The 17,234-nt window shown below is 67.7% G+C and carries 17 protein-coding genes and 1 pseudogene; 6 read left to right on the top strand and 12 right to left on the bottom strand.

Going from position 1 to position 17,234, the window contains the following annotated elements; all coding sequences use genetic code 11:
* Positions 1 to 3 precede the first annotated feature (3 nt).
* The 7 genes from AB4Z37_RS27165 to AB4Z37_RS27135 all read right to left on the bottom strand — a co-directional run bounded on the left by AB4Z37_RS27165 (position 4) and on the right by AB4Z37_RS27135 (position 7,136).
* On the bottom strand, positions 4 to 1,023 hold the full coding sequence (locus tag AB4Z37_RS27165; RefSeq protein WP_441519826.1) for an adenylate/guanylate cyclase domain-containing protein: 1,020 nt from the start codon (positions 1,021 to 1,023) through the stop codon (positions 4 to 6).
* Between the two features lie 176 nt (positions 1,024 to 1,199).
* Positions 1,200 to 2,315, bottom strand: coding sequence for a cobalamin-independent methionine synthase II family protein (locus AB4Z37_RS27160; RefSeq protein ID WP_441519825.1), 1,116 nt, complete (start codon positions 2,313 to 2,315; stop codon positions 1,200 to 1,202).
* 60 nt (positions 2,316 to 2,375) lie between these two features.
* The gene (locus AB4Z37_RS27155; protein WP_441519824.1) at positions 2,376 to 3,092 is read right to left on the bottom strand and encodes an ABC transporter ATP-binding protein; all 717 of its coding nucleotides are present in this window, start codon (positions 3,090 to 3,092) and stop codon (positions 2,376 to 2,378) included.
* Positions 3,085 to 3,837, bottom strand: coding sequence for an ABC transporter ATP-binding protein (locus AB4Z37_RS27150; protein WP_441519823.1), 753 nt, complete (start codon positions 3,835 to 3,837; stop codon positions 3,085 to 3,087). Before AB4Z37_RS27150 ends, AB4Z37_RS27155 begins: the two co-directional genes overlap by 8 nt.
* Positions 3,837 to 4,865 carry a branched-chain amino acid ABC transporter permease gene (locus AB4Z37_RS27145; protein ID WP_441519822.1) on the bottom strand — a complete coding sequence of 343 codons (1,029 nt, stop codon included), beginning with the start codon at positions 4,863 to 4,865 and terminating at the stop codon, positions 3,837 to 3,839. The genes AB4Z37_RS27150 and AB4Z37_RS27145 overlap by 1 nt, the downstream gene beginning before the upstream one ends.
* 8 nt (positions 4,866 to 4,873) lie before the next feature.
* Positions 4,874 to 5,740, bottom strand: coding sequence for a branched-chain amino acid ABC transporter permease (locus tag AB4Z37_RS27140; protein WP_441519821.1), 867 nt, complete (start codon positions 5,738 to 5,740; stop codon positions 4,874 to 4,876).
* Positions 5,741 to 5,951: 211 nt separating this feature from the next.
* Complete coding sequence (locus tag AB4Z37_RS27135) at positions 5,952 to 7,136, bottom strand: ABC transporter substrate-binding protein (protein ID WP_441519820.1); 1,185 nt, start codon at positions 7,134 to 7,136, stop codon at positions 5,952 to 5,954.
* A 642-nt stretch (positions 7,137 to 7,778) separates the two neighbouring features.
* On the opposite strand from AB4Z37_RS27135, the gene AB4Z37_RS27130 reads away from it, so the two are divergent.
* The 3 genes from AB4Z37_RS27130 (at position 7,779) to AB4Z37_RS27120 (ending at position 10,301) form a co-directional block, all read left to right on the top strand.
* On the top strand, positions 7,779 to 8,621 hold the full coding sequence (locus AB4Z37_RS27130; RefSeq protein WP_441519819.1) for an amidohydrolase family protein: 843 nt from the start codon (positions 7,779 to 7,781) through the stop codon (positions 8,619 to 8,621).
* Positions 8,622 to 8,671: 50 nt separating this feature from the next.
* A complete protein-coding gene (locus AB4Z37_RS27125; protein WP_441519818.1) occupies positions 8,672 to 9,220 on the top strand; it encodes a helix-turn-helix transcriptional regulator in 549 nt (182 codons plus the stop codon).
* A gap of 97 nt (positions 9,221 to 9,317) precedes the next feature.
* Positions 9,318 to 10,301, top strand: a complete 984-nt coding sequence (locus AB4Z37_RS27120; RefSeq protein ID WP_441519817.1) for an NAD-dependent epimerase/dehydratase family protein — start codon at positions 9,318 to 9,320, stop codon at positions 10,299 to 10,301.
* 17 nt (positions 10,302 to 10,318) lie between these two features.
* Here AB4Z37_RS27120 and AB4Z37_RS27115 read toward each other — a convergent pair whose 3' ends face one another.
* Positions 10,319 to 10,756: a MarR family winged helix-turn-helix transcriptional regulator gene (locus AB4Z37_RS27115; protein WP_441519816.1), complete on the bottom strand. Its 438-nt coding sequence runs from the start codon at positions 10,754 to 10,756 to the stop codon at positions 10,319 to 10,321.
* Positions 10,757 to 10,835: 79 nt separating this feature from the next.
* On the opposite strand from AB4Z37_RS27115, the gene AB4Z37_RS27110 reads away from it, so the two are divergent.
* A complete protein-coding gene (locus AB4Z37_RS27110) occupies positions 10,836 to 11,333 on the top strand; it encodes a DoxX family protein (RefSeq protein ID WP_441519815.1) in 498 nt (165 codons plus the stop codon).
* Positions 11,334 to 11,517: 184 nt separating this feature from the next.
* Here the strand turns inward: AB4Z37_RS27110 and purU are convergent, their stop codons facing one another.
* Positions 11,518 to 12,381, bottom strand: coding sequence for a formyltetrahydrofolate deformylase (purU, locus tag AB4Z37_RS27105; RefSeq protein ID WP_441519814.1), 864 nt, complete (start codon positions 12,379 to 12,381; stop codon positions 11,518 to 11,520).
* A gap of 199 nt (positions 12,382 to 12,580) precedes the next feature.
* On the opposite strand from purU, the gene AB4Z37_RS27100 reads away from it, so the two are divergent.
* The gene (locus AB4Z37_RS27100; protein ID WP_441519813.1) at positions 12,581 to 13,420 is read left to right on the top strand and encodes a uroporphyrinogen-III synthase; all 840 of its coding nucleotides are present in this window, start codon (positions 12,581 to 12,583) and stop codon (positions 13,418 to 13,420) included.
* A gap of 27 nt (positions 13,421 to 13,447) precedes the next feature.
* Here AB4Z37_RS27100 and AB4Z37_RS27095 read toward each other — a convergent pair whose 3' ends face one another.
* Together AB4Z37_RS27095 and AB4Z37_RS27090 are read right to left on the bottom strand one after the other, a co-directional pair.
* Positions 13,448 to 14,110, bottom strand: a complete 663-nt coding sequence (locus tag AB4Z37_RS27095) for a nucleotidyl transferase AbiEii/AbiGii toxin family protein (protein WP_441519812.1) — start codon at positions 14,108 to 14,110, stop codon at positions 13,448 to 13,450.
* On the bottom strand, positions 14,094 to 14,447 hold the full coding sequence (locus tag AB4Z37_RS27090) for a hypothetical protein (RefSeq protein WP_441519811.1): 354 nt from the start codon (positions 14,445 to 14,447) through the stop codon (positions 14,094 to 14,096). Before AB4Z37_RS27090 ends, AB4Z37_RS27095 begins: the two co-directional genes overlap by 17 nt.
* Before the next feature lie 161 nt (positions 14,448 to 14,608).
* On the opposite strand from AB4Z37_RS27090, the gene AB4Z37_RS27085 reads away from it, so the two are divergent.
* Positions 14,609 to 17,038 (top strand): CoA transferase, encoded by a 2,430-nt coding sequence (locus AB4Z37_RS27085; protein WP_441519810.1) that lies wholly within the window; start codon positions 14,609 to 14,611, stop codon positions 17,036 to 17,038.
* Positions 17,039 to 17,109: 71 nt separating this feature from the next.
* On the opposite strand, the pseudogene AB4Z37_RS27080 reads toward AB4Z37_RS27085, so the two are convergent.
* A pseudogene (locus AB4Z37_RS27080) lies at positions 17,110 to 17,234 on the bottom strand (IS481 family transposase); the annotation flags it as partial.

Below are 17,234 nucleotides of genomic sequence, written 5' to 3'. Positions count from 1 at the left end.
GGCTCAGCCGGGCATATCGAGGCCCACCACCGCGATGCCATCGGCGCGGCCGCGGATCGGCAGCAGGCCGAGGTCGCGCATCGCGAATGGCGGCGTGGCGTTGAAGCACTGCAGCGCGGTCCGCGACACCAGGAAGCCGCCGTCGACCTGGCGGCTCAGTTCCTCGAGCCGGGCCGCCGTGTTCATGACGTCGCCGTTGAACACGATCGCGCGCTTGACGTTGCCGATTTCGCCGATGATCACCGGGCCGAAATGCAGGCTGCCGCGGATGCGCGGCGCGGCGCCGAACGCACGCTCGAATTCACCGGCCGACCTCGCCAGCGCCGCGCGCATCGCGGCGAAGCAGCGCAACGGCCGGCAGTCGACGCCGCCGGCGGCCTCCGACCAGGTGACGATGATCTCGTCACCGACATAGCCCAGCACCTCGCCGCGAAAGTCGACCACCGGCTGCGTCAACAGCTTGAAGGCCTGGTCGAGGAAACGATGGAAGCCGATGCCGCCAAGCCGCTCGGCAAGGCCGGTCGAGCCGGCGATGTCGACGAACAGCACGAAGCGGCTCTCCTCGACCGGCACGTGATAGCGGCCGGTGACGAAGTTCAGGAACGCACGCGGCCCGATCAGGTTGGCGATGCCGATCGCGAGATTCATGCCGATGGCAAACAGCCCGGAATAGGCGATGGCGTGCCACACGCCCTGCTCGGACGGATCGAACGGCAGCCCGACCAGCCGCGAACCGAGCTGCGACACCTGGATCAAAACGATGACCCCCGCATAGACCACGCTGCGGGCGACCACACTGGCGGTGAACGGCAGCCGCTCGAGCCAGCGGCGCAGCACGCCATCCGCGACGAACAGCTCGAGGCCGCCGATCGACAGCGAGATCAGGAGGCCATAGGCGACCGCCGCCGCCAGGGTCGGCCATGACGTCCGCCCCTGTCCGCTGACGAACACCAGCCCTGCAACGACACCGGCGACACCGATCACCGCCAGCATCCGCAGCTTTCTCTCCAGCCGTGCGATCATCACCTTCCCCGTCTCATGCCGGCCACCGCCGGCGCGCCCCATTGAAGCAAGCGTCCGGCGCAGCGGCAAGCGACCCGGCTTCCCGCCCCCGGAACGCATCGGGGCCGGCAGCGCCCCGCGCGGCCGGCCCCGACAGATCCCAAAACGCCACCGTGCACGGCGGCGGCGCCGGCGTGTTACTTGCCCCAGATCTCGCTTGCAATCTCGACGGCGAGGCCGAGCTTGGCCCACTGCTCGTCCTCGGAGAGGATGTTGCCCTCCTCGGTCGAGGCGAAGCCGCACTGCGGCGAGATCGCGAGCTGGTTGACGTCGGCGAACTTCGCGGCTTCCTCGAGCCGGCGCTTGAGATCGTCCTTCTTCTCCAGCTCGCCGAACTTCGAGGTGATGACGCCGACCACCACGACCTTGTTGCCCTTGGGCAGGAAGCGCAGCGGCTCGAAACCGCCGGCGCGGTCGGAATCGTACTCCAGGAAGTAGCCGTCATAGTTGGTGCCGGCGAGCATGGTCTCGGCCACTGGCTCGTAGCCGCCGGACGAAATCCAGGTCGAGCGGAAGTTGCCGCGGCAGACATGGGTGGTGATCGCCATGTCGGCGGGCTTCTCGGCGATCGCGTAGTTGATCACCCGGGCATAGATCTCCTGCAGGCGATCGACCTCGTCGCCGCGCGCGCGGGCCTTCGCCAGTTCGTCCTGCGAGCACAGATAGGCCCACACGGTGTCGTCGAACTGCAGGTAGCGGCAGCCGGCGTCATAGAACGCCTTGACCGCCTTGCGGTAGGTCTTGGCGAGATCCTCGAAGAACGGCTCGAGATCCGGATAGACGTCCCTGGAGATCGACTTGCGGCCGCCGCGGAAGTGCAGCACCGCCGGCGACGGGATGGTCATCTTGGCCGTGGCGCCGGTCATCGCGCACTGCTTGTGCAGGAAGCGATAGTGCTCGAGCATCGGATGGTCGTCGGGGAAGTCGAGCTTGCCGATCACCCGCACATTGTCCGGCCGCGTGGTGATGCCGGAAAACTGGATGCCTTCGGGATGGTACAGCTCCGCGCCGGTGAGCCTGGCGAGGAAGTCGAAGTGCCACCACGAGCGGCGGAACTCGCCGTCGGTGGCGAGCTGCAGGCCGATCTGCTTCTGCTTGTGGACGATCTTCTCGATCTCGAGATCCTCGATGCGGGTGAGCTCGCTCGCCGCGATCTCGCCCTTCTCGAGCCTCGCGCGTGCTTCCTTGATGCGCGGCGGGCGCAGCAGGCTGCCGACATGGTCGGCGCGGAAGGGAGGGAAGGTTCTCTGCATGATCTGTCTCCGATGCTTGTTGGTCTTGGTGGGGCGTCGAAACGCCGGTTGAACAAAAGGTCAGTGCGCGGTGCCGCCGGACACGCCGAGGAATTTCTCCAGCGTCGCGGCATCGTCCTTCAGTGCGGCGCTCGGCGCGTCATGCACGATGGCGCCGCGCTCGAGAATCACGGCGCGGTCGGCAAGGCCGAGGATCTTGCGCGCGTTCTGCTCGACGATGATCGAGCAGATGCCGCCGCCGCGGGTGATCTTGCCGAGCGCCAGCAGCAATTCGTCGACGATGATCGGCGCGAGGCCCTCGGTCGGCTCGTCGAGCAGCAGCACCTTGGGGTTGAGCGTCAGCGCGCGGCCGATCGCCAGCATCTGCTGTTCGCCGCCCGACAGCTGGTTGCCGAAGTTCTTCCGCCGCTCCTTCAGGCGCGGAAACATCTCGTAAATGCGCTCCACCGTCCACGGCCCCGGCTGCGCCACCGCCGTCATGTTCTCCTCGACGGTCAGCGAGCGGAAGATGTTGCGTTCCTGCGGCACCCAGCCGATGCCGGCGCGGGCGCGCTGGTCGGGGCGCATCCGCGTCACGTCGTGGCCCGCGAGCGCGACGCTGCCGCCGAACCGGCGGGTGACGCCGACAATGGAGTTGATCAGCGTGGTCTTTCCGGTGCCGTTGCGGCCGAGCAGCGCCAGCACCTGGCCCTCAGCGAGCTGCAGCGACATCTTCGGCAGCACCACCGCCTCGCCATAGCCGGCGCGCAGCTCGGAGATCGACAGCAGCTCAGGCATCGGCGCTCTCCCCGAGATAGACCGCCTTGACCTGCGGGTCGCGCGCCACCTCGTCAGGCGTGCCCTCGACCAGCAGCGCACCGCTGACCAGCACCGAGATGCGGTCGGCGAAGCTGAACACGAGATCCATGTCGTGCTCGATCAGCAGCACGGTGACGTCGCGCGGCAGGCTCGCCACCGCGGCGAGGATATCGTGGCGCTCGCTCTCGGGCACGCCGGCGGCAGGCTCGTCGAGCAGCAGCACCCGCGGCTTGGTGGCGATCGCCACCGCGATCTCCAAGAGGCGCTGCTTGCCATAGGGCAGCGTCGAGGTCGGCTCGCGCATCACGTCCAGCAGATGAAAGCGCGCCAGATGCTCGGCGATCTCGCCGTTGACGTCGGAACGCGTGCCCAGCACACGCCACCAGTCCGAGCCATGGCCGAGCCGCTCGGACACCGCAAGGCCGATGGTCTCGAGCGGCGTCAGGTCGGGATAGAGCTGGTTGATCTGGAAGGTGCGCGACAGGCCGCGCAGCACGCGCTTGTGCACCGGCAGCGCGGTGATGTCGGAGCCTTCGAGCAGGATGCGGCCGGCATTCGGCCGCAGCACGCCGGTGAGCAGGTTGATCACCGTGGTCTTGCCGGCGCCGTTCGGGCCGATCAGCGCATGGCGCGCGCCGGTCTTCACTTGCAGCGACAGGTCGCGGGTGACGGCGAGACCGCCAAAATTCTTGCGAAGCCCGATGGTTTCCAGCGCCAGCGTCATCACGCCTCCTTGCCGGCCGAGGGCGCCGGCGCCGGCTTGCCGATGAGGCGCGCGAGCTGGCGCGGCAGCACCAGCACCCAACGGTGCAACCGCTCGCGCCCGATCAGCACGATCACCACCAGCACGAGGCCGATCCAGAACTGCCAGTACTGCGGCGTCCAGGTCGAGAACTGCTCCTGCAGCAGCTTGAACACCACGGCGCCGATCAGGCCGCCATAGAGATAGCCGGTGCCGCCGATCACCAGCACCAGCAGCAGGTCGGCGGAGCGGTCGAACGCGAACACGTCGAGCGACGCCAGCGCCGTCGACTGGGTGAACAGCGCACCGGCGACGCCGGCATAGAACGCGGCGATGGTGTAGATCGCGATCAGCCGCCGGGTGACCGGGATGCCGATGGCGGCCGCGCGCAGCGGGTTGTTGCGGATGGCGCGCAGCGACAGCCCGAACGGCGAGTGCACGATGCGCCGCGCCAGCAGGAACAGCACGAACAGCACCGCAAGGCAGTAGATGAAGCCGACCTTGCCGAAGATATCGAACTCGAACAGGCCGAGGACCGGCGCGATGGTGATGCCTTGCAGCCCGTCGAAGCCGCCGGTGATGTTGGAATAGCGGTTGGCGAGCTCGCGCAGCAGCAGCGCGATGCCGAGCGTCACCATCAGCCGCGTCAGATCGGCGGAGCTGCGCATCACCAGGAAGCTGGTGAGGAAGCCGACGACCATGGCGGCGAAGCCGGCGACGACGAGCGCGATCACCGGCTCGTCGATGATGCCGTGCTTGGCGAGGAGGCCGGCGCTGTAGGCGCCGATGCCGAAGAACGCGGCATGGCCCAGCGACACGATGCCGGCATAGCCGAGGATGAGATCGAGCGACAGCGCGAACAGCGCAAGCCAGGCGATCTCGGTGAGGATCAGATAGCGGTTGGGGAACAGGACGATCGCCGCCGCGGCGACCAGCCAGAAGGCAACTTCCGGCCAGCGCCAGCGCGCCGCCGCGACCAGGTGATCTCCCATGGCGCCGTGCTGCTGCATGACGTCCCTCACCGCGTTGCCGAGCGGCCGAACAGGCCGTTCGGGCGCCACAGCAGCAGCACGATCATCATGGCGTAGATGACGAAGGCGCCGAGCTTGGGCACGTAATACTTGCCGGCGACGTCGCCGATGCCGAGCAGCAGCGAGGCCAGGAACGGCCCGGTGATGGTCGAGGTGCCGCCGACCGACACCACGATCAGGAAGTAGATCATGAACTTGAGCGGAAAATACGGATCGAGCCCGAGGATCTCGGCGCCGAGCGCGCCGCCGAGGCCGGCGAGGCCCGAGCCGAATGCGAAGGTCAGCGCGAACACCTGGGCGACGTTGATGCCAAGGCCGGTCGCGACCCGCGGATCGTCGACCGCGGCGCGCAGGCGGCTGCCAAAGCGGGTGCGGCCGAGCACAAGCTGCAGCGCCACGGTCAGCAGGCCACAGATCACGATGATCATCAGACGGTAGCGCCCGACCTCGAGGCCGAACAGGTTGACCTGGCTGCGCAGGTATTCCGGGATCTGGATGAACACCTGCTGCGAGCCCATCAGATAGTCCATCGCCGTCACGGCCATGAAGGTCAGGCCGATGGTGAACAGCACCTGGTCGAGATGGCTGCGGCCATAGAGATGGCGGTACAGCAGCCGCTCCAGCACCACGCCGATCACCGCCGCCGCGACGAAGGCGAGCGGCAGCGCGGCGAAGAACGGCAGGCCCCAGCGATTGACCAGGATGACGCAGGCATAGCCGCCCGCCATCGCGAACGCGCCATGGGCGAGGTTGACGAAGTTCATCAGCCCCATGGTCACGGCAAGGCCACAGGCCAGCACGAACAGCAGCATGCCGTAGGCGACGCCGTCGAACAGGATGGTCAGGACGGTCATGAGCGATCCAACCGGTGGTTCATCGTCTGCAGCATGCCCGAACCCTGCTCCTCATCCTGAGGAGCCCGCGAAGCGGGCGTCTCGAAGGATGAGGCCGGTGCAGTACCCGGGCCTCATTCGAGACGCGGCCTGAAGGCCGCTCCTCACCATGAGGGAATGGTACGAACAAACGGAAACGGCCGCACAAGCGTGCCCGCGCGGCCGCGTCACGTCACTTCTTCAGCTTGCCCGGATCCTTGATCGGGCCGAAGGTCGCGAACTCGATGTTGTAGAGCTGGCCGTCTTTCTTCTCGACCTTGCGGATGTAGACGTTCTGCACGATGTCGCGCGTTTCCGGATCGATCGAGATCGGGCCGCGCGGGCTCTCCCACGCCATGCCCTTCATCGCGCCGACCAGGGTGTCGCCGTCGGCCTTGCCGCCGGTCTTCTTCAGCGCCTCGTAGATCAGGTGGATGCCGTCATAGCCGCCGACCGCCATGAAGCCCGGGCGGGTGCCGTAGGCCTTCTCATAGGCGGCGACGAAGTCCTTGTTCTTCTGCGAGGGGTGCGCTGCCGAGTAGATATGCGCGGTCACGACGCCGACCGCCGCGTCACCCATGTTGTTCAGCAGGTCGTCGTCCATCACGTCGCCCGGCCCGATCACCTTGATGCCGCTCTTGTCGAGGCCGCGCTCGACATACTGCTTCATGAAGTTGCCGCCCTGGCCGGCCGGCACGAACACGAACATCGCGTCGGGCTTGGCATCCTTCATGCGCTGCAGGAACGGTGCGAAGTCCGGATTGGCGAGCGGCACCTTGACCTCCTCGACAATCTTGCCGCCGCCGCCCTCGAAGTGCTCCTTGAACGACGCCAGCGCGTCGGCGCCCGGCGCATAGTCGGACACCAGCACGGCGACCTTCTGGATGCCGTTCTTCACCGCCCAGTCGCCGATCACGGTCGAGGACTGCGGCAGGGTGAAGCTGGTGCGCACGATGTAGGGCGACTTCTCGGTGATGATCGAGGTGCCCGCCGCCATCACGACTTCCGGCACCTTGGCCTGGGTCGCGAGCGGCGCCGCGGCGAACGCCGCGGGCGTCACGCCGAAGCCGGCGATGATGTTGACCTTGTCGTTGACGATCAGCTCCTGCGCCAGCCGCTTGGTGTTGTCGGGCAGCGCGGCGTCGTCCTTGAGGATGACCTCGATCTTCTTGCCGGCGACGGTGTCGCCGTTCTGCTGCATGTACAGCTTGATGGCGTTGTCGATCTGCTTGCCGGTGGAGGCCTGGCCGCCGGTCATCGGCACGATCAGGCCGATCTTGACGGCGTCCTGCGCCAGCGCCGAGGTCGAGGCGAGCGCGGCGGCGCCGATCAGGCCGAGCAGTGCGGCGCGCGAGAACAGGTGATTGCCAGCTGACATCGTCGTTTCCCTCCAATCGTTCGTCTGTCGTTGTTCATCACCACCCTGGCGGTGGCTTTGGCGTGAACCCTAACCCAAAAACAAGGCCTGCGTATCAGCGCGATGTCAGGCCGCGATGACGGAGCCGCTGCCCCAGTCACCCTGCCCCACGCGCTATTCGAAAGGATGATTTTTGCGTCTCCGGACGCGGCGTCCGTCCCGCGGGGCATCATCATCCCGCGTACGCCGCAGCCCGTTCAGCCCGACCGCGGCCCGGCGCGCTCCGCGCCTGTGACCCGATCCTTAAAATCCCCCTCCGAGCGTCCCTGCGTCTCAACTCTCCGTTGTGCCGCGGGCGCATGGTTTGCGCTCCGCCTCCTCCCATCTGGCGGGCATCGTGTATACAGCTCGACGCCGAAATCAACTGGTTATCACGTGAAATCAAGGTTTATATCCTTGAACTGTATACAGGCGTGACGCCAGCTCACCCCTGGGGCTGGCAGCCTACGGACCGGCGCCAGCCGCCGGCAATCGCGCCAACTGACGCGGGCCGGATCGCCGCCGCCGGGACTGAGCGGCGCGCACGGCCATCTCGGGACACCAGCGAATCACCGTAGAATCACTTAGGCTCCGCGCATTCGACAGGGGGCTGGGGGCTCACCGATGTCTGAGGCGTTCATGAACGCCGCGCGGACGGCATCGTCCGACGCCGCCGTGCCGGTTGCGGTCGGCTGGACCGATTGCGACCTCGATCCATCGGCTGCGGAGCACAGCGCCGAGGCCATCGCCGGCCTCGGCTTCCGGCACGCCATCATCAACGGCCTGCCGCTGCCGACCGCAACGCTGTCGCCCACCGCCCTGCCCGCAGGCCTGACCACACGCACCGTGATCCCGGCGCCTCCCGCCCCGTCGGCGGCGCTGCTGCGCGACCTTGCCAGCCAGGGCGTCTGCGGCGTGCGCTTCACCCTGACCGGCGACACCGAGGCCGCCCGGGCCGAGATGGAGAGCGTGCTCCGCTACGCCGACCGTGTCGTCCCCTTCGGCTGGCATATCGAGCTCGCGCTCGACGCCGGCGCGGTGCTGACCCCGCACGAATGGACGCTGATGCGGCTTCCGGTCGCGGTCTGCCTCAGCGGGGTGGCCGAGCTTGTCGCCCGGCACGGCCTCGACGATCCCGAAATCGGCTTCCTGCTCGACCTGCTCCGCATCGGACGCAGCTGGATCCGCCTGCCGGGACGCGTTCCTGCCGGCGACGACGACGCGTTCAGAGCTCTGGTGGGCACCATGGCCACCATCCGCCCCGACCGCCTGGTGTGGGGCAGCGGCGCCGGCGCGACCCCTGCAGGGAACGGCGCCGGCCATATCACCGCGGCGCTCGCCACCCTGGCGCGATGGCTGCCGGACGCGGCGCTGCGCGCCGCCGTGCTCGGCACCAATCCGGCGCGGTTTCTGGGCTTCGGCTCTCCCGACAGGGCGGCCGTCGCGGCCGAGGCCGCGGGCCTGTGACGCCTCCGCGCGCCGCGATTTCGCCGCGCCGGCGCGTGATGTTGCGCGGCATGGATTCCGACACCCACCAGCCCGGCCCTACCCTGCGGCGGCTCCGCCTCCTGCTCCGCATCAAGCAGGCCGATCTCGCCGAACGCCTCGGGGTGACACAGGCCACCGTGTCGCGCTGGGAACGCGGCGCGCTCGCCATGACCGTGGACCAGCAGGCGGCCGCCTGGCGGCTGCTGGCGTGCCGGCCCGATCCCGCCCAGGACGCTGCGCTGCGGAGGCTGGTGGAATCGTCCATGGCCAAGGTGCACCTGATCTGCGACCGCACCCACCGCCTGCTCGCCGCTTCGCCGGCACGCCACGCCGAATGGCGGGTCACCGCCAGCGAGATGATCGGCTGCTCACTGCTGCGCTACGCCTCGCCCGACATTCTCGCCGCCGAGGCCTCGCTCGCGGCGCGCGGCTGGCATGACGGGCACATCAGTCAATTCGTCGTCGACACCGGCCCGAACAGCGATCCGGTGATTCCGATCCAACCGAGCCGGGTGCTGTGGGAACGCCTGACGCTTGCCGACGGCAGCGCCGGCCGGCTGGTGACCACACTCGACTGACCCGCGCCGACGAGCAGCGCAATCACGCATATTTTATACGTGGACGCGCCCGACCTGCCGTGATCAGTGTCGCCCGCCACCTGCCACGGACTTCACCATGACGCTGCTGATCACCGGAAGCGCCGGCCATCTCGGCGAGGCCTTGATGCGGACCTTGCGCGCCGCCGGCCGGCCCGCGCGCGGCCTCGACATCAAGCCCTCACCCTGGACCGACCATGTCGGCGCGATCACCGACCGCGCCTTCGTCGCCTCCTGCATGCGCGGCGTCGACGCGGTGATCCATGCGGCAACGCTGCACAAGCCGCATATCGTCACCCACACCGACCAGGATTTCATCGACACCAATATCACCGGCACGCTGGTGCTGCTGGAAGCCGCTGTTGCCGCCGGCATCGGTGCCTTCGTCTTCACCAGCACCACCAGCGCCTTCGGCGCGGCGCTGACGCCTGCCGCGGGCGAGCCCGCGGCCTGGATCACCGAGGCTGTCGCGCCGATCCCGCGCAACATCTACGGCACCACCAAGGTCGCCGCCGAAAGCCTGTGCGAGCTGTTCGCCCGCCGCCATCGCCTGCCGGTCATCGTGCTGCGGACCTCGCGGTTCTTTCCCGAGGAGGACGACGATCCGGTCCGGCGCGCCGCCCACAGCATGACCAATGCCCAGGCCAACGAATTGCTGCATCGGCGGGTCGACATCGCCGACGCGGTCGGCGCGCATCTGCGCGCACTCAACCGCGCGGCGGCGATCCGCTTTGCGCGCTACATCATCTCGGCGGCCACGCCGTTCACGCCCGGCGACTGCGCGGAGCTGCGCCGCGATGCCGCCGCCGTGGTGCACCGGCTCTATCCCGACTGCGCCGCGCTCTATGAAGCGCAAGGCTGGTCGCTGTTTCCACAGATCGACCGCGTCTACGACAGCCGCCGCGCAAGGGACGAACTGGGCTGGCGGCCAGCCTATGATTTCGCCCATGTGCTGGCGAGCCTGCGTCGCGGCGAGGATGTTCGCAGCCCGCTGGCGCGCGCCGTCGGCAGCAAGGGCTATCACGGCGAGACGTACGCAGAGGGACCGTATCCGGTGGCGTGAGCGCGGCCGCAGCGGCTTCAGCGGCGCAGCTTGTCGAGAATCTCGCCGAGCTTCTTCACGTCCGCGTCGCTGAGCTTGGCGGCGAAGTGGGTGGCGATCGCCTGGTGATAGACCGGCCAGATCCGCTTCTGCAGCTGCCGGCCCGCGGCGGTGATCACGATGCAGGCCCCGCGCGCGTCGTCGGCCACCGCCTCGCGCGCCACGAGATCGTCCGCCTCTAGACGATCGAGCAACCGCGACAGGTTGTGCTTGGCGAGCAGCAGCCGCGCATGCAGGTCGCGGTAGCGCAACCGCCCGGCCGGCTCGCGCACCAGCTCCAGCAGCACGTCGTACCACACCAGCGGCGGCAGGCCGGCGGCCTTGAGGTCGGCCTCGACATGGTCGAGCAGATCCTGCTGCACCCGCACGAGGCGCGCCCAGGTCTGGATCGTGTCATCGGGCAGGCGGTCGATCATGGGCGCACACTAGTCGATCGTTGCAATTACAACAAGGTGGGTCTATTTTGTTGTAATTACAACAACTGGAGTCCGCCCCATGCCGCTCGATTCCCGCTTGGCCCCGACCGGGGTCCTGATCATCCGCGTGACGCTCGGACTGATGTACCTGATGCACAGCATCGTCCTGAAACTGCTGACGTTTGGCCTCGCCGGCACCGCCGGCTTCTTTGTCAGCGTCGGGCTACCGGCGCCGCTCGCCTACCTGACATTTGCCGCCGAGGCGGTCGGCGGCGTGCTGCTGGTGCTCGGCATCCAGGCGCGCTGGGTCGCGCTGGCGCTGCTGCCGCCGCTGCTCGGCGCCATCATCTGGGTGCACGGCGCCAATGGCTGGGTGTTCAACGCCGCGGGCGGTGGCTGGGAGTATCCGGCGGTGCTGATCGCCGTCAGCGTGGCGCTGGCGCTGCTCGGCGACGGCGCGCTGGCGCTGGTGCCGTCATCCCTGCCCCGCCCGCAGACGGTGCAGGTGCAGCCCAGAGCGTTTGCAAGCGAAGCCCGTCCCGGACTTGATCCGGGGGTGGACACCGGTTCGCGTTAAGAAAACGCGTCAAAACAAATAACTAGTGTCCCGGTTCGCAAGTTCGTTGCATCTGCAGCAACCTCGTTGCGAACTTGCGAACCGATCAGGACACGAGAGAATTGTATCTTGCTAGTGTCCTTATCGAATCCGAAGTTCGCGAAAGAGCCAACCGCGAAATCGTGCGAACTTCGGATTCGGGACACTAGTCGGTGAACACCACCGTCTTGCGGCCGTTGAGGATCACCCGGTCCTCGAGGTGGAAGCGCACCGCGCGCGCCAGCACCCGCCGCTCGATGTCACGACCCTTGCGGATGAGATCGTCGGGCGCATCACGATGGCTGATGCGCTCGACGTCCTGGTCGATGATCGGACCCTCGTCGAGGTCGGCGGTGACATAGTGGGCGGTGGCGCCGATCAGCTTGACGCCGCGCTCATGGGCCTGGTGGTAGGGTTTTGCGCCCTTGAAGCCCGGCAGGAACGAGTGGTGGATATTGATGCAGCGCCCCACCAGCTTCGCCGACAGATCGTCCGACAGCACCTGCATGTAGCGCGCCAGCACCACAAGGTCGGTCTTGGTCTCGTCCACCAAGCGGAGGATCTCGGCCTCCTGCCGCGGCTTGGTCTCGCGGGTGACCGGTAGGTGATGGAACGGGACGTCGCCGAACTCGAAGCCGTTATAGGTCTCGCGCGGATGGTTGGCGACGATCGCGGTCGGGATCATCTCCAGCTCGTCGGTGCGCCAGCGATAGAGGATGTCGGCGAGGCAGTGGTCGAACTTCGACACCAGCAGCATGACCCGCTTGCGCTGCGCCCGATCGCGCATCTGCCACTTGATGGCAAAGCGCATCGCGACATGGCCGAACTCCGCCTGCAGCCCCTCCAGCGCGACACTGGAGGTCGCTGGCTCGAACACCACGCGCATGAAGAAGTGGCCGGTCTCGGTGTCGCTGAACTGCTGGGCGTCGAGGATGTTCTGGCCGTTGGCGAACAGGAACGCGGACACCGCGGCAACGATGCCGGGGCGGTCGGGGCAGGAAAGCGTCAGCACGAACTGGGACTGGGGCATGGGCAGCGGTCTTCTGTACGGCATCTTGCGGGGGCGCCGGGCGGCGAAGCGGCCGGCATTGGCGGCGCTGGTCTACCACCCGCCCCCTCTTGCGCCAATCCCCGCCCCGGCGACAATGGCCCGGCGGGACCGCCCTGGTTAACGGCCGGGCGGCCGCGAAAGACCCCGGAGATCCGGGCCAAACTCTGGGAATGACACCATGGCGGACAGACTGAACGGCTATCGCATCCTGATCCTCGAGACCCGCGAGGAGGCGCAGTTCTCCCGCCTGCTGGCGGAACAGGGGGCGCAGGTGCTGCAATGCCCGATGTTCGTCATCCATGACGCCCCCGACCCGGCGCCGGTCGAGGCCTGGCTGCGCCGCTGCATCGCCCAGCCCTTCGACGACCTCGTGCTGATGACCGGCGAGGGCCTGCGCCGGCTCATGAAGCTCGCCGAACGGCTCGGCATCGCGCAAGAGGCCATCGCCGCGGTCGGCAAGGCCCGCACCGTCGCGCGCGGCCCCAAGCCCGGCAAGGCGCTGCGCGAAGTCGGGCTCGCACCTTCGCTCACCACCGAGACGCCAACCTCCGAGGGCGTCGCAACGCTGCTCGCCGGCCTCGACCTTCAAGGCCACCGCGTCGGCCTGCAGCTCTATCCCGACAAGGACCACGCGCCGCTGATCACGGCGATCACCGCACTGGGCGCTGATGTCGACGCGGTGCTGCCTTATGTCTACGACCCGCAGACCGCGGAAACGAACATCCTCACCGCCATCGAGCAGATGGCGAACGGACAGGTCGACGCCATCGCGCTCACCAACGCCAACCAGGTACGGCGGCTGATCGATGCCGCGCATGCCAATGGCTACGACGACAAGCTGCGCGCCGCGCTCGGGCGCACCAAGATCGCCTCCGTCGGTCCCGCGGTGTCCGACGAGCTGACGGCGCACGGCCTGCGCACCGACATCTATCCGGCCAACGACGCATTCTTCATGAAGCCGCTGATCAGCGCGATGGCAAGCGCCCTCGCCGCGACGCCGCCGCGCGCGGACACATAACGAGCAGCAAACCGAGAGCTATGCAAATCAAGGCGCAAGCGAGCCGCGAAGCAATGTGACGCCGGGCAAATGTGTGACCCGATCCCGCGCGTCCCGCAGGATCGCCTGGTCGCGCGCATCCAGCGTCGGCAGATCGCCGTCCTTAAAGTAGCCGATGGCGCGCAGCACTTGTGATGGCTCTCCGTTGAACATCTGCCCGAAGGCACTCAATCCGGCGGGCAGCGACACCCCTGCTGATATGAGTTCGGCGATATCCCGATAGTCCTTGGCCTCCGCACGATCCAGTGTCGCCTTCAGCTTGGTCGCCATCAGGTCGTCGAGCGAAGCAACCAGCAGCGTCCCGTCATCGGTCAGCAGCGGCTCGCCGATACGCCCGATCCCCAGCCCGCCAAAGAACGACACCTTGACGGGCCCCGACGGCATGTGAGCGAGCACGACAAGAGTATCCGGGCTGTCCTGTAGGACAGTGGCGCCTTGGACAAACTTGAAAGCCGACCTGATCGCCGCCTTGTCCAGCGGATCAGCACTGAAGAAGTCGAAATCGATGGACTGTCGATGACCGAGATGCAGGGCGATCGCCGTCCCTCCATAGAGCACAAGGGAGAGGTCGGGCGCAGGTTTCAAAAGATTCCAGATCTCCTGCTGCGCAGCAGGCAGGATCGACCGCTTCGGATCAAGACGCCGCGGCATCAAGCGCCCTCCGCGGTGGTTCATTCGCGATCGACCCGCCCGTCGAAAAAGAGAGTCGCCCCCGCCAGAATTCCCAGGAACGCTCGCTGAACCATCCGGGCTCGGCGCGACGCATGAGATCAACCAGCCGGTCGCGTCCGATGATCTGTTCGAGCCGCACGACATCCTCGAACGTCGCCAGGTTCATGGCCTGCGCGATGACACGATCGTCGGAATGAGAGCTACCGTTGACCGGCTCCCACCAGATATATTTGCGGCTCAAATCCGCGATGAGACGGCTCGTCTCGGCATCCGATTTCATTTCCGTAATATAGCAAATTCGGCCCTCGACTGCCATGCACTTCTCCGTCCAGGCGGCCGGGGACCGCCCCAGCAAAAGCGATGGGATCATTCGCCACCGCTGAGCAAAGCAAAACCACCTCCGCCGTATGCGCGCACGCACATTGAGCTTTGCGACGACTTCGCTCACACTGCTTTTTCCGAGCAGGTGGAGCGCAGATGCAACAATTTCCGCTGACTGGAATACGCGTTGTCGAAGTCGGTTCCGGTGATGCGCTCGGCTACTGCGGAAAGCTGTTCTCGGATTTCGGCGCCGAGGTGATCAAGATCGAGCCGCCCGGCGGCGATGCGATGCGCCGCGCGGCGCCGCTCGTGGACGCCGGCGACGGATCACGCGAGAGCGGCGTGTTCGCCTGGCTCAACACCAACAAGGCGAGCGTCATCGCCGATCTCGGCAATGCCGATGATGTCGCGCGCGTGCGCGCCCTGCTCGCGACCAGCGACCTGCTGCTCGACGGGCGGCTGCCCACCGACATCGCAGCCTCTCGGCTGTCTCACAGCGACTTGCGCCGCGCCGATCCCGCGCTCGCGATCACCGCGCTGTCGTGGTTCGGCGAGCACGGTCCCTATCGCGACCTTCACGTTACCGAGTCGGTGTGCCGCAGCCTTGCCGGCCTCGTCAAGCTGGTCGGTCCGGTGGACGGCCCGCCGGTGCTGCCGCGCGACGGCCAGGTGGCGATGACCGCGGGGCTGACCGCCTTCATCCCGAGCCTTGCCGGCCTGATGGGAGGCGCAGCGACCGGCGCGCGCCGCTTTGCCGTCAATAGCTTCGAAGCGTTCCTGCAGATCACCGAATTCGACACCGGGCTCGCGCTCGAATCCGGCTTCTCGCGGCCGCGCGCCGGCATCAACCGGTTTGGCCGCGGCTATCCGTCCGGCACCTTCATGACCCGGCATGACTGGCTCGGCGTCACCGTGGTAACCCCGGCGCAATGGGTGGCGTTCTGCGAGCTGATCGGCCTGCCCGAACTCGGGCACGATCCCGCCTACAACACCATGCTCAACCGCTTCATGCGCGCGGAAGCGCTGCGCGACATCATCACACCGGCGCTGATGCAGCGCACGGCGCAGGAGTGGTTCGAGCGCGGCATCCCGCTGCGGCTGCCGCTCGCCGTGGTGCCGGACATGGCCGAGCTCCTGACCCAGGAGGTGCACCGCAGCCGCGGCGCCTTCGCGCAGGTGGCGATCGGCACCGCCGCGTTCGACGCTCCGGTGCTGCCGCAATCGCTCACCCGCACCCCGCCAAAGCCGAACGGCCACGCGCCGCGCGCCGGCGGCAGCGATGCCGCAACGTTTCCGCCCCACACAAGGCGGGCGAGCCGCGCCGCCACAGCCGACGATCCGCTGCCGCTCGCGGGGATGCGCATCATCGACCTCACCATGGGCTGGGCCGGCCCGACGGCGACGCGGCAGATGGCCGACCTCGGCGCCGACGTGATCAAGGTCGAGTCCTGCCAGTACCCGGACTGGTTCCGCGGCACCGACACCCGCCCGCCCTATCTCGAAGAGACGCTCTACGAGAAGACTTACTGGTTCCAGTTCAACAACCGCAACAAGCGCGGCATCACCCTCGACCTCACCACGCCGGAAGGCCTCGCGCTGCTCAGGCGCCTGCTCGCTGACGCCGACGCGGTGATCGACAATTACGCCGCCGATGTGATGCCGCGGCTCGGCCTCGATGCCGCGGCGATGCTCGCGATCAACCCGCGCCTCGTCGTCGTCACCATGCCGGCGTTCGGCATGAGCGGCGCCTGGAGCGGCGCGCGCGCCTATGGCTCGACGCTGGAGCAGGCCTCCGGCCTGCCCTCGGTCAATGGCAGCGAGAGCGATCCGCCAACCATGCTGCATGCCGCGCTCGGCGACCCGCTCGGCGGGCTGAACGGCGCCGCGGCGCTGCTGCTCGGCTTCGCCCATCAGCAGGCGACCGGCGAAGGCCAGCACATCGACCTGTCGCAGGTGCAGTGCATGCTGCCGCTGGTCGCGCCTTTCATCATCGCGCAGTCGATCACCGGCCGCTCCTCGCCGCGGCTCGGCAACCGCCATCCAGAGCATGTGCCGCACGGCTGCTTCCCGTGTCTTGGCATCGACCAGTGGATCACCATCGCGGTGCGCAGCGACACCGAATGGCGCGCGCTGTGCGCCGTGATGCGGCGCGCCGATCTCGGCGACGATCCGGAGCTCGCGACCGCCAACGGCCGGCGCGCGCAGCAGGACCGCATCGAGGCCGCCGTGGCGCACTGGACCATGACCGTGCGACCGGACGTCGCGATGACGACGCTGCAGACCCATGGCATCGCCGCCGGCATCGCCCGGTTGCCGGGCGACCTGCCCGCCGATCCCCACCTCCTGGCGACCGGCCACTGGCACAGCGCCGACCGCCCCTTCATCGGGCCGCACCTGCTGCCGACCGTGCCCTGGCGCGCGGAATTCGCCGCCCACCCGCCCGCGGTCCGCAGCACGGCGCCGACGCTTGGGCAGCATAACGCGGAGGTGCTGTCGGAGATGCTCGGGCTGAGCGCGGAGGAGATCACGGCGCTCGCAACGCGCGGCGTGATCGGCACGGTCGCGACGGTGAAGGGCAAGGGGTGAGGGAGTGAGGCGTCGCGCCGACGATGGGCGATGCCTCTCCACATATTCCGCGTCATTGCCGGGCTTGATGTTCAGTCCGGGGACATGGCCGACACCCGTTCGGAGACATCACCGACACTTTTTGAGCCCGTCAAGTCGATGGTGGCGACCTGATGGGCAGCGAAGAACACGCCGTATTGCCCGTCAGCCGCGATCG

The organism is Bradyrhizobium sp. 2TAF24 (assembly GCF_052115025.1).
GTDB lineage: Bacteria > Pseudomonadota > Alphaproteobacteria > Rhizobiales > Xanthobacteraceae > Bradyrhizobium_A.
Note: the sequence above shows the minus strand (reverse complement) of the source record. Positions and strands in the feature narration are given on the sequence as shown.

Excerpts from the sequence above, each read along its gene's own strand:
- AB4Z37_RS27165 (WP_441519826.1), bottom strand. The coding sequence starts at position 1,023 with ATGATCGCACGGCTGGAGAGAAAGCTGCGGATGCTGGCGGTGATCGGT.
- AB4Z37_RS27160 (WP_441519825.1), bottom strand. The coding sequence starts at position 2,315 with ATGCAGAGAACCTTCCCTCCCTTCCGCGCCGACCATGTCGGCAGCCTG.
- AB4Z37_RS27155 (WP_441519824.1), bottom strand. The coding sequence starts at position 3,092 with ATGCCTGAGCTGCTGTCGATCTCCGAGCTGCGCGCCGGCTATGGCGAG.
- AB4Z37_RS27150 (WP_441519823.1), bottom strand. The coding sequence starts at position 3,837 with ATGACGCTGGCGCTGGAAACCATCGGGCTTCGCAAGAATTTTGGCGGT.
- AB4Z37_RS27145 (WP_441519822.1), bottom strand. The coding sequence starts at position 4,865 with ATGCAGCAGCACGGCGCCATGGGAGATCACCTGGTCGCGGCGGCGCGC.
- AB4Z37_RS27140 (WP_441519821.1), bottom strand. The coding sequence starts at position 5,740 with ATGACCGTCCTGACCATCCTGTTCGACGGCGTCGCCTACGGCATGCTG.
- AB4Z37_RS27135 (WP_441519820.1), bottom strand. The coding sequence starts at position 7,136 with ATGTCAGCTGGCAATCACCTGTTCTCGCGCGCCGCACTGCTCGGCCTG.
- AB4Z37_RS27130 (WP_441519819.1), top strand. The coding sequence starts at position 7,779 with ATGTCTGAGGCGTTCATGAACGCCGCGCGGACGGCATCGTCCGACGCC.
- AB4Z37_RS27125 (WP_441519818.1), top strand. The coding sequence starts at position 8,672 with ATGGATTCCGACACCCACCAGCCCGGCCCTACCCTGCGGCGGCTCCGC.
- AB4Z37_RS27120 (WP_441519817.1), top strand. The coding sequence starts at position 9,318 with ATGACGCTGCTGATCACCGGAAGCGCCGGCCATCTCGGCGAGGCCTTG.
- AB4Z37_RS27115 (WP_441519816.1), bottom strand. The coding sequence starts at position 10,756 with ATGATCGACCGCCTGCCCGATGACACGATCCAGACCTGGGCGCGCCTC.
- AB4Z37_RS27110 (WP_441519815.1), top strand. The coding sequence starts at position 10,836 with ATGCCGCTCGATTCCCGCTTGGCCCCGACCGGGGTCCTGATCATCCGC.
- purU (WP_441519814.1), bottom strand. The coding sequence starts at position 12,381 with ATGCCCCAGTCCCAGTTCGTGCTGACGCTTTCCTGCCCCGACCGCCCC.
- AB4Z37_RS27100 (WP_441519813.1), top strand. The coding sequence starts at position 12,581 with ATGGCGGACAGACTGAACGGCTATCGCATCCTGATCCTCGAGACCCGC.
- AB4Z37_RS27095 (WP_441519812.1), bottom strand. The coding sequence starts at position 14,110 with ATGCCGCGGCGTCTTGATCCGAAGCGGTCGATCCTGCCTGCTGCGCAG.
- AB4Z37_RS27090 (WP_441519811.1), bottom strand. The coding sequence starts at position 14,447 with ATGGCAGTCGAGGGCCGAATTTGCTATATTACGGAAATGAAATCGGAT.
- AB4Z37_RS27085 (WP_441519810.1), top strand. The coding sequence starts at position 14,609 with ATGCAACAATTTCCGCTGACTGGAATACGCGTTGTCGAAGTCGGTTCC.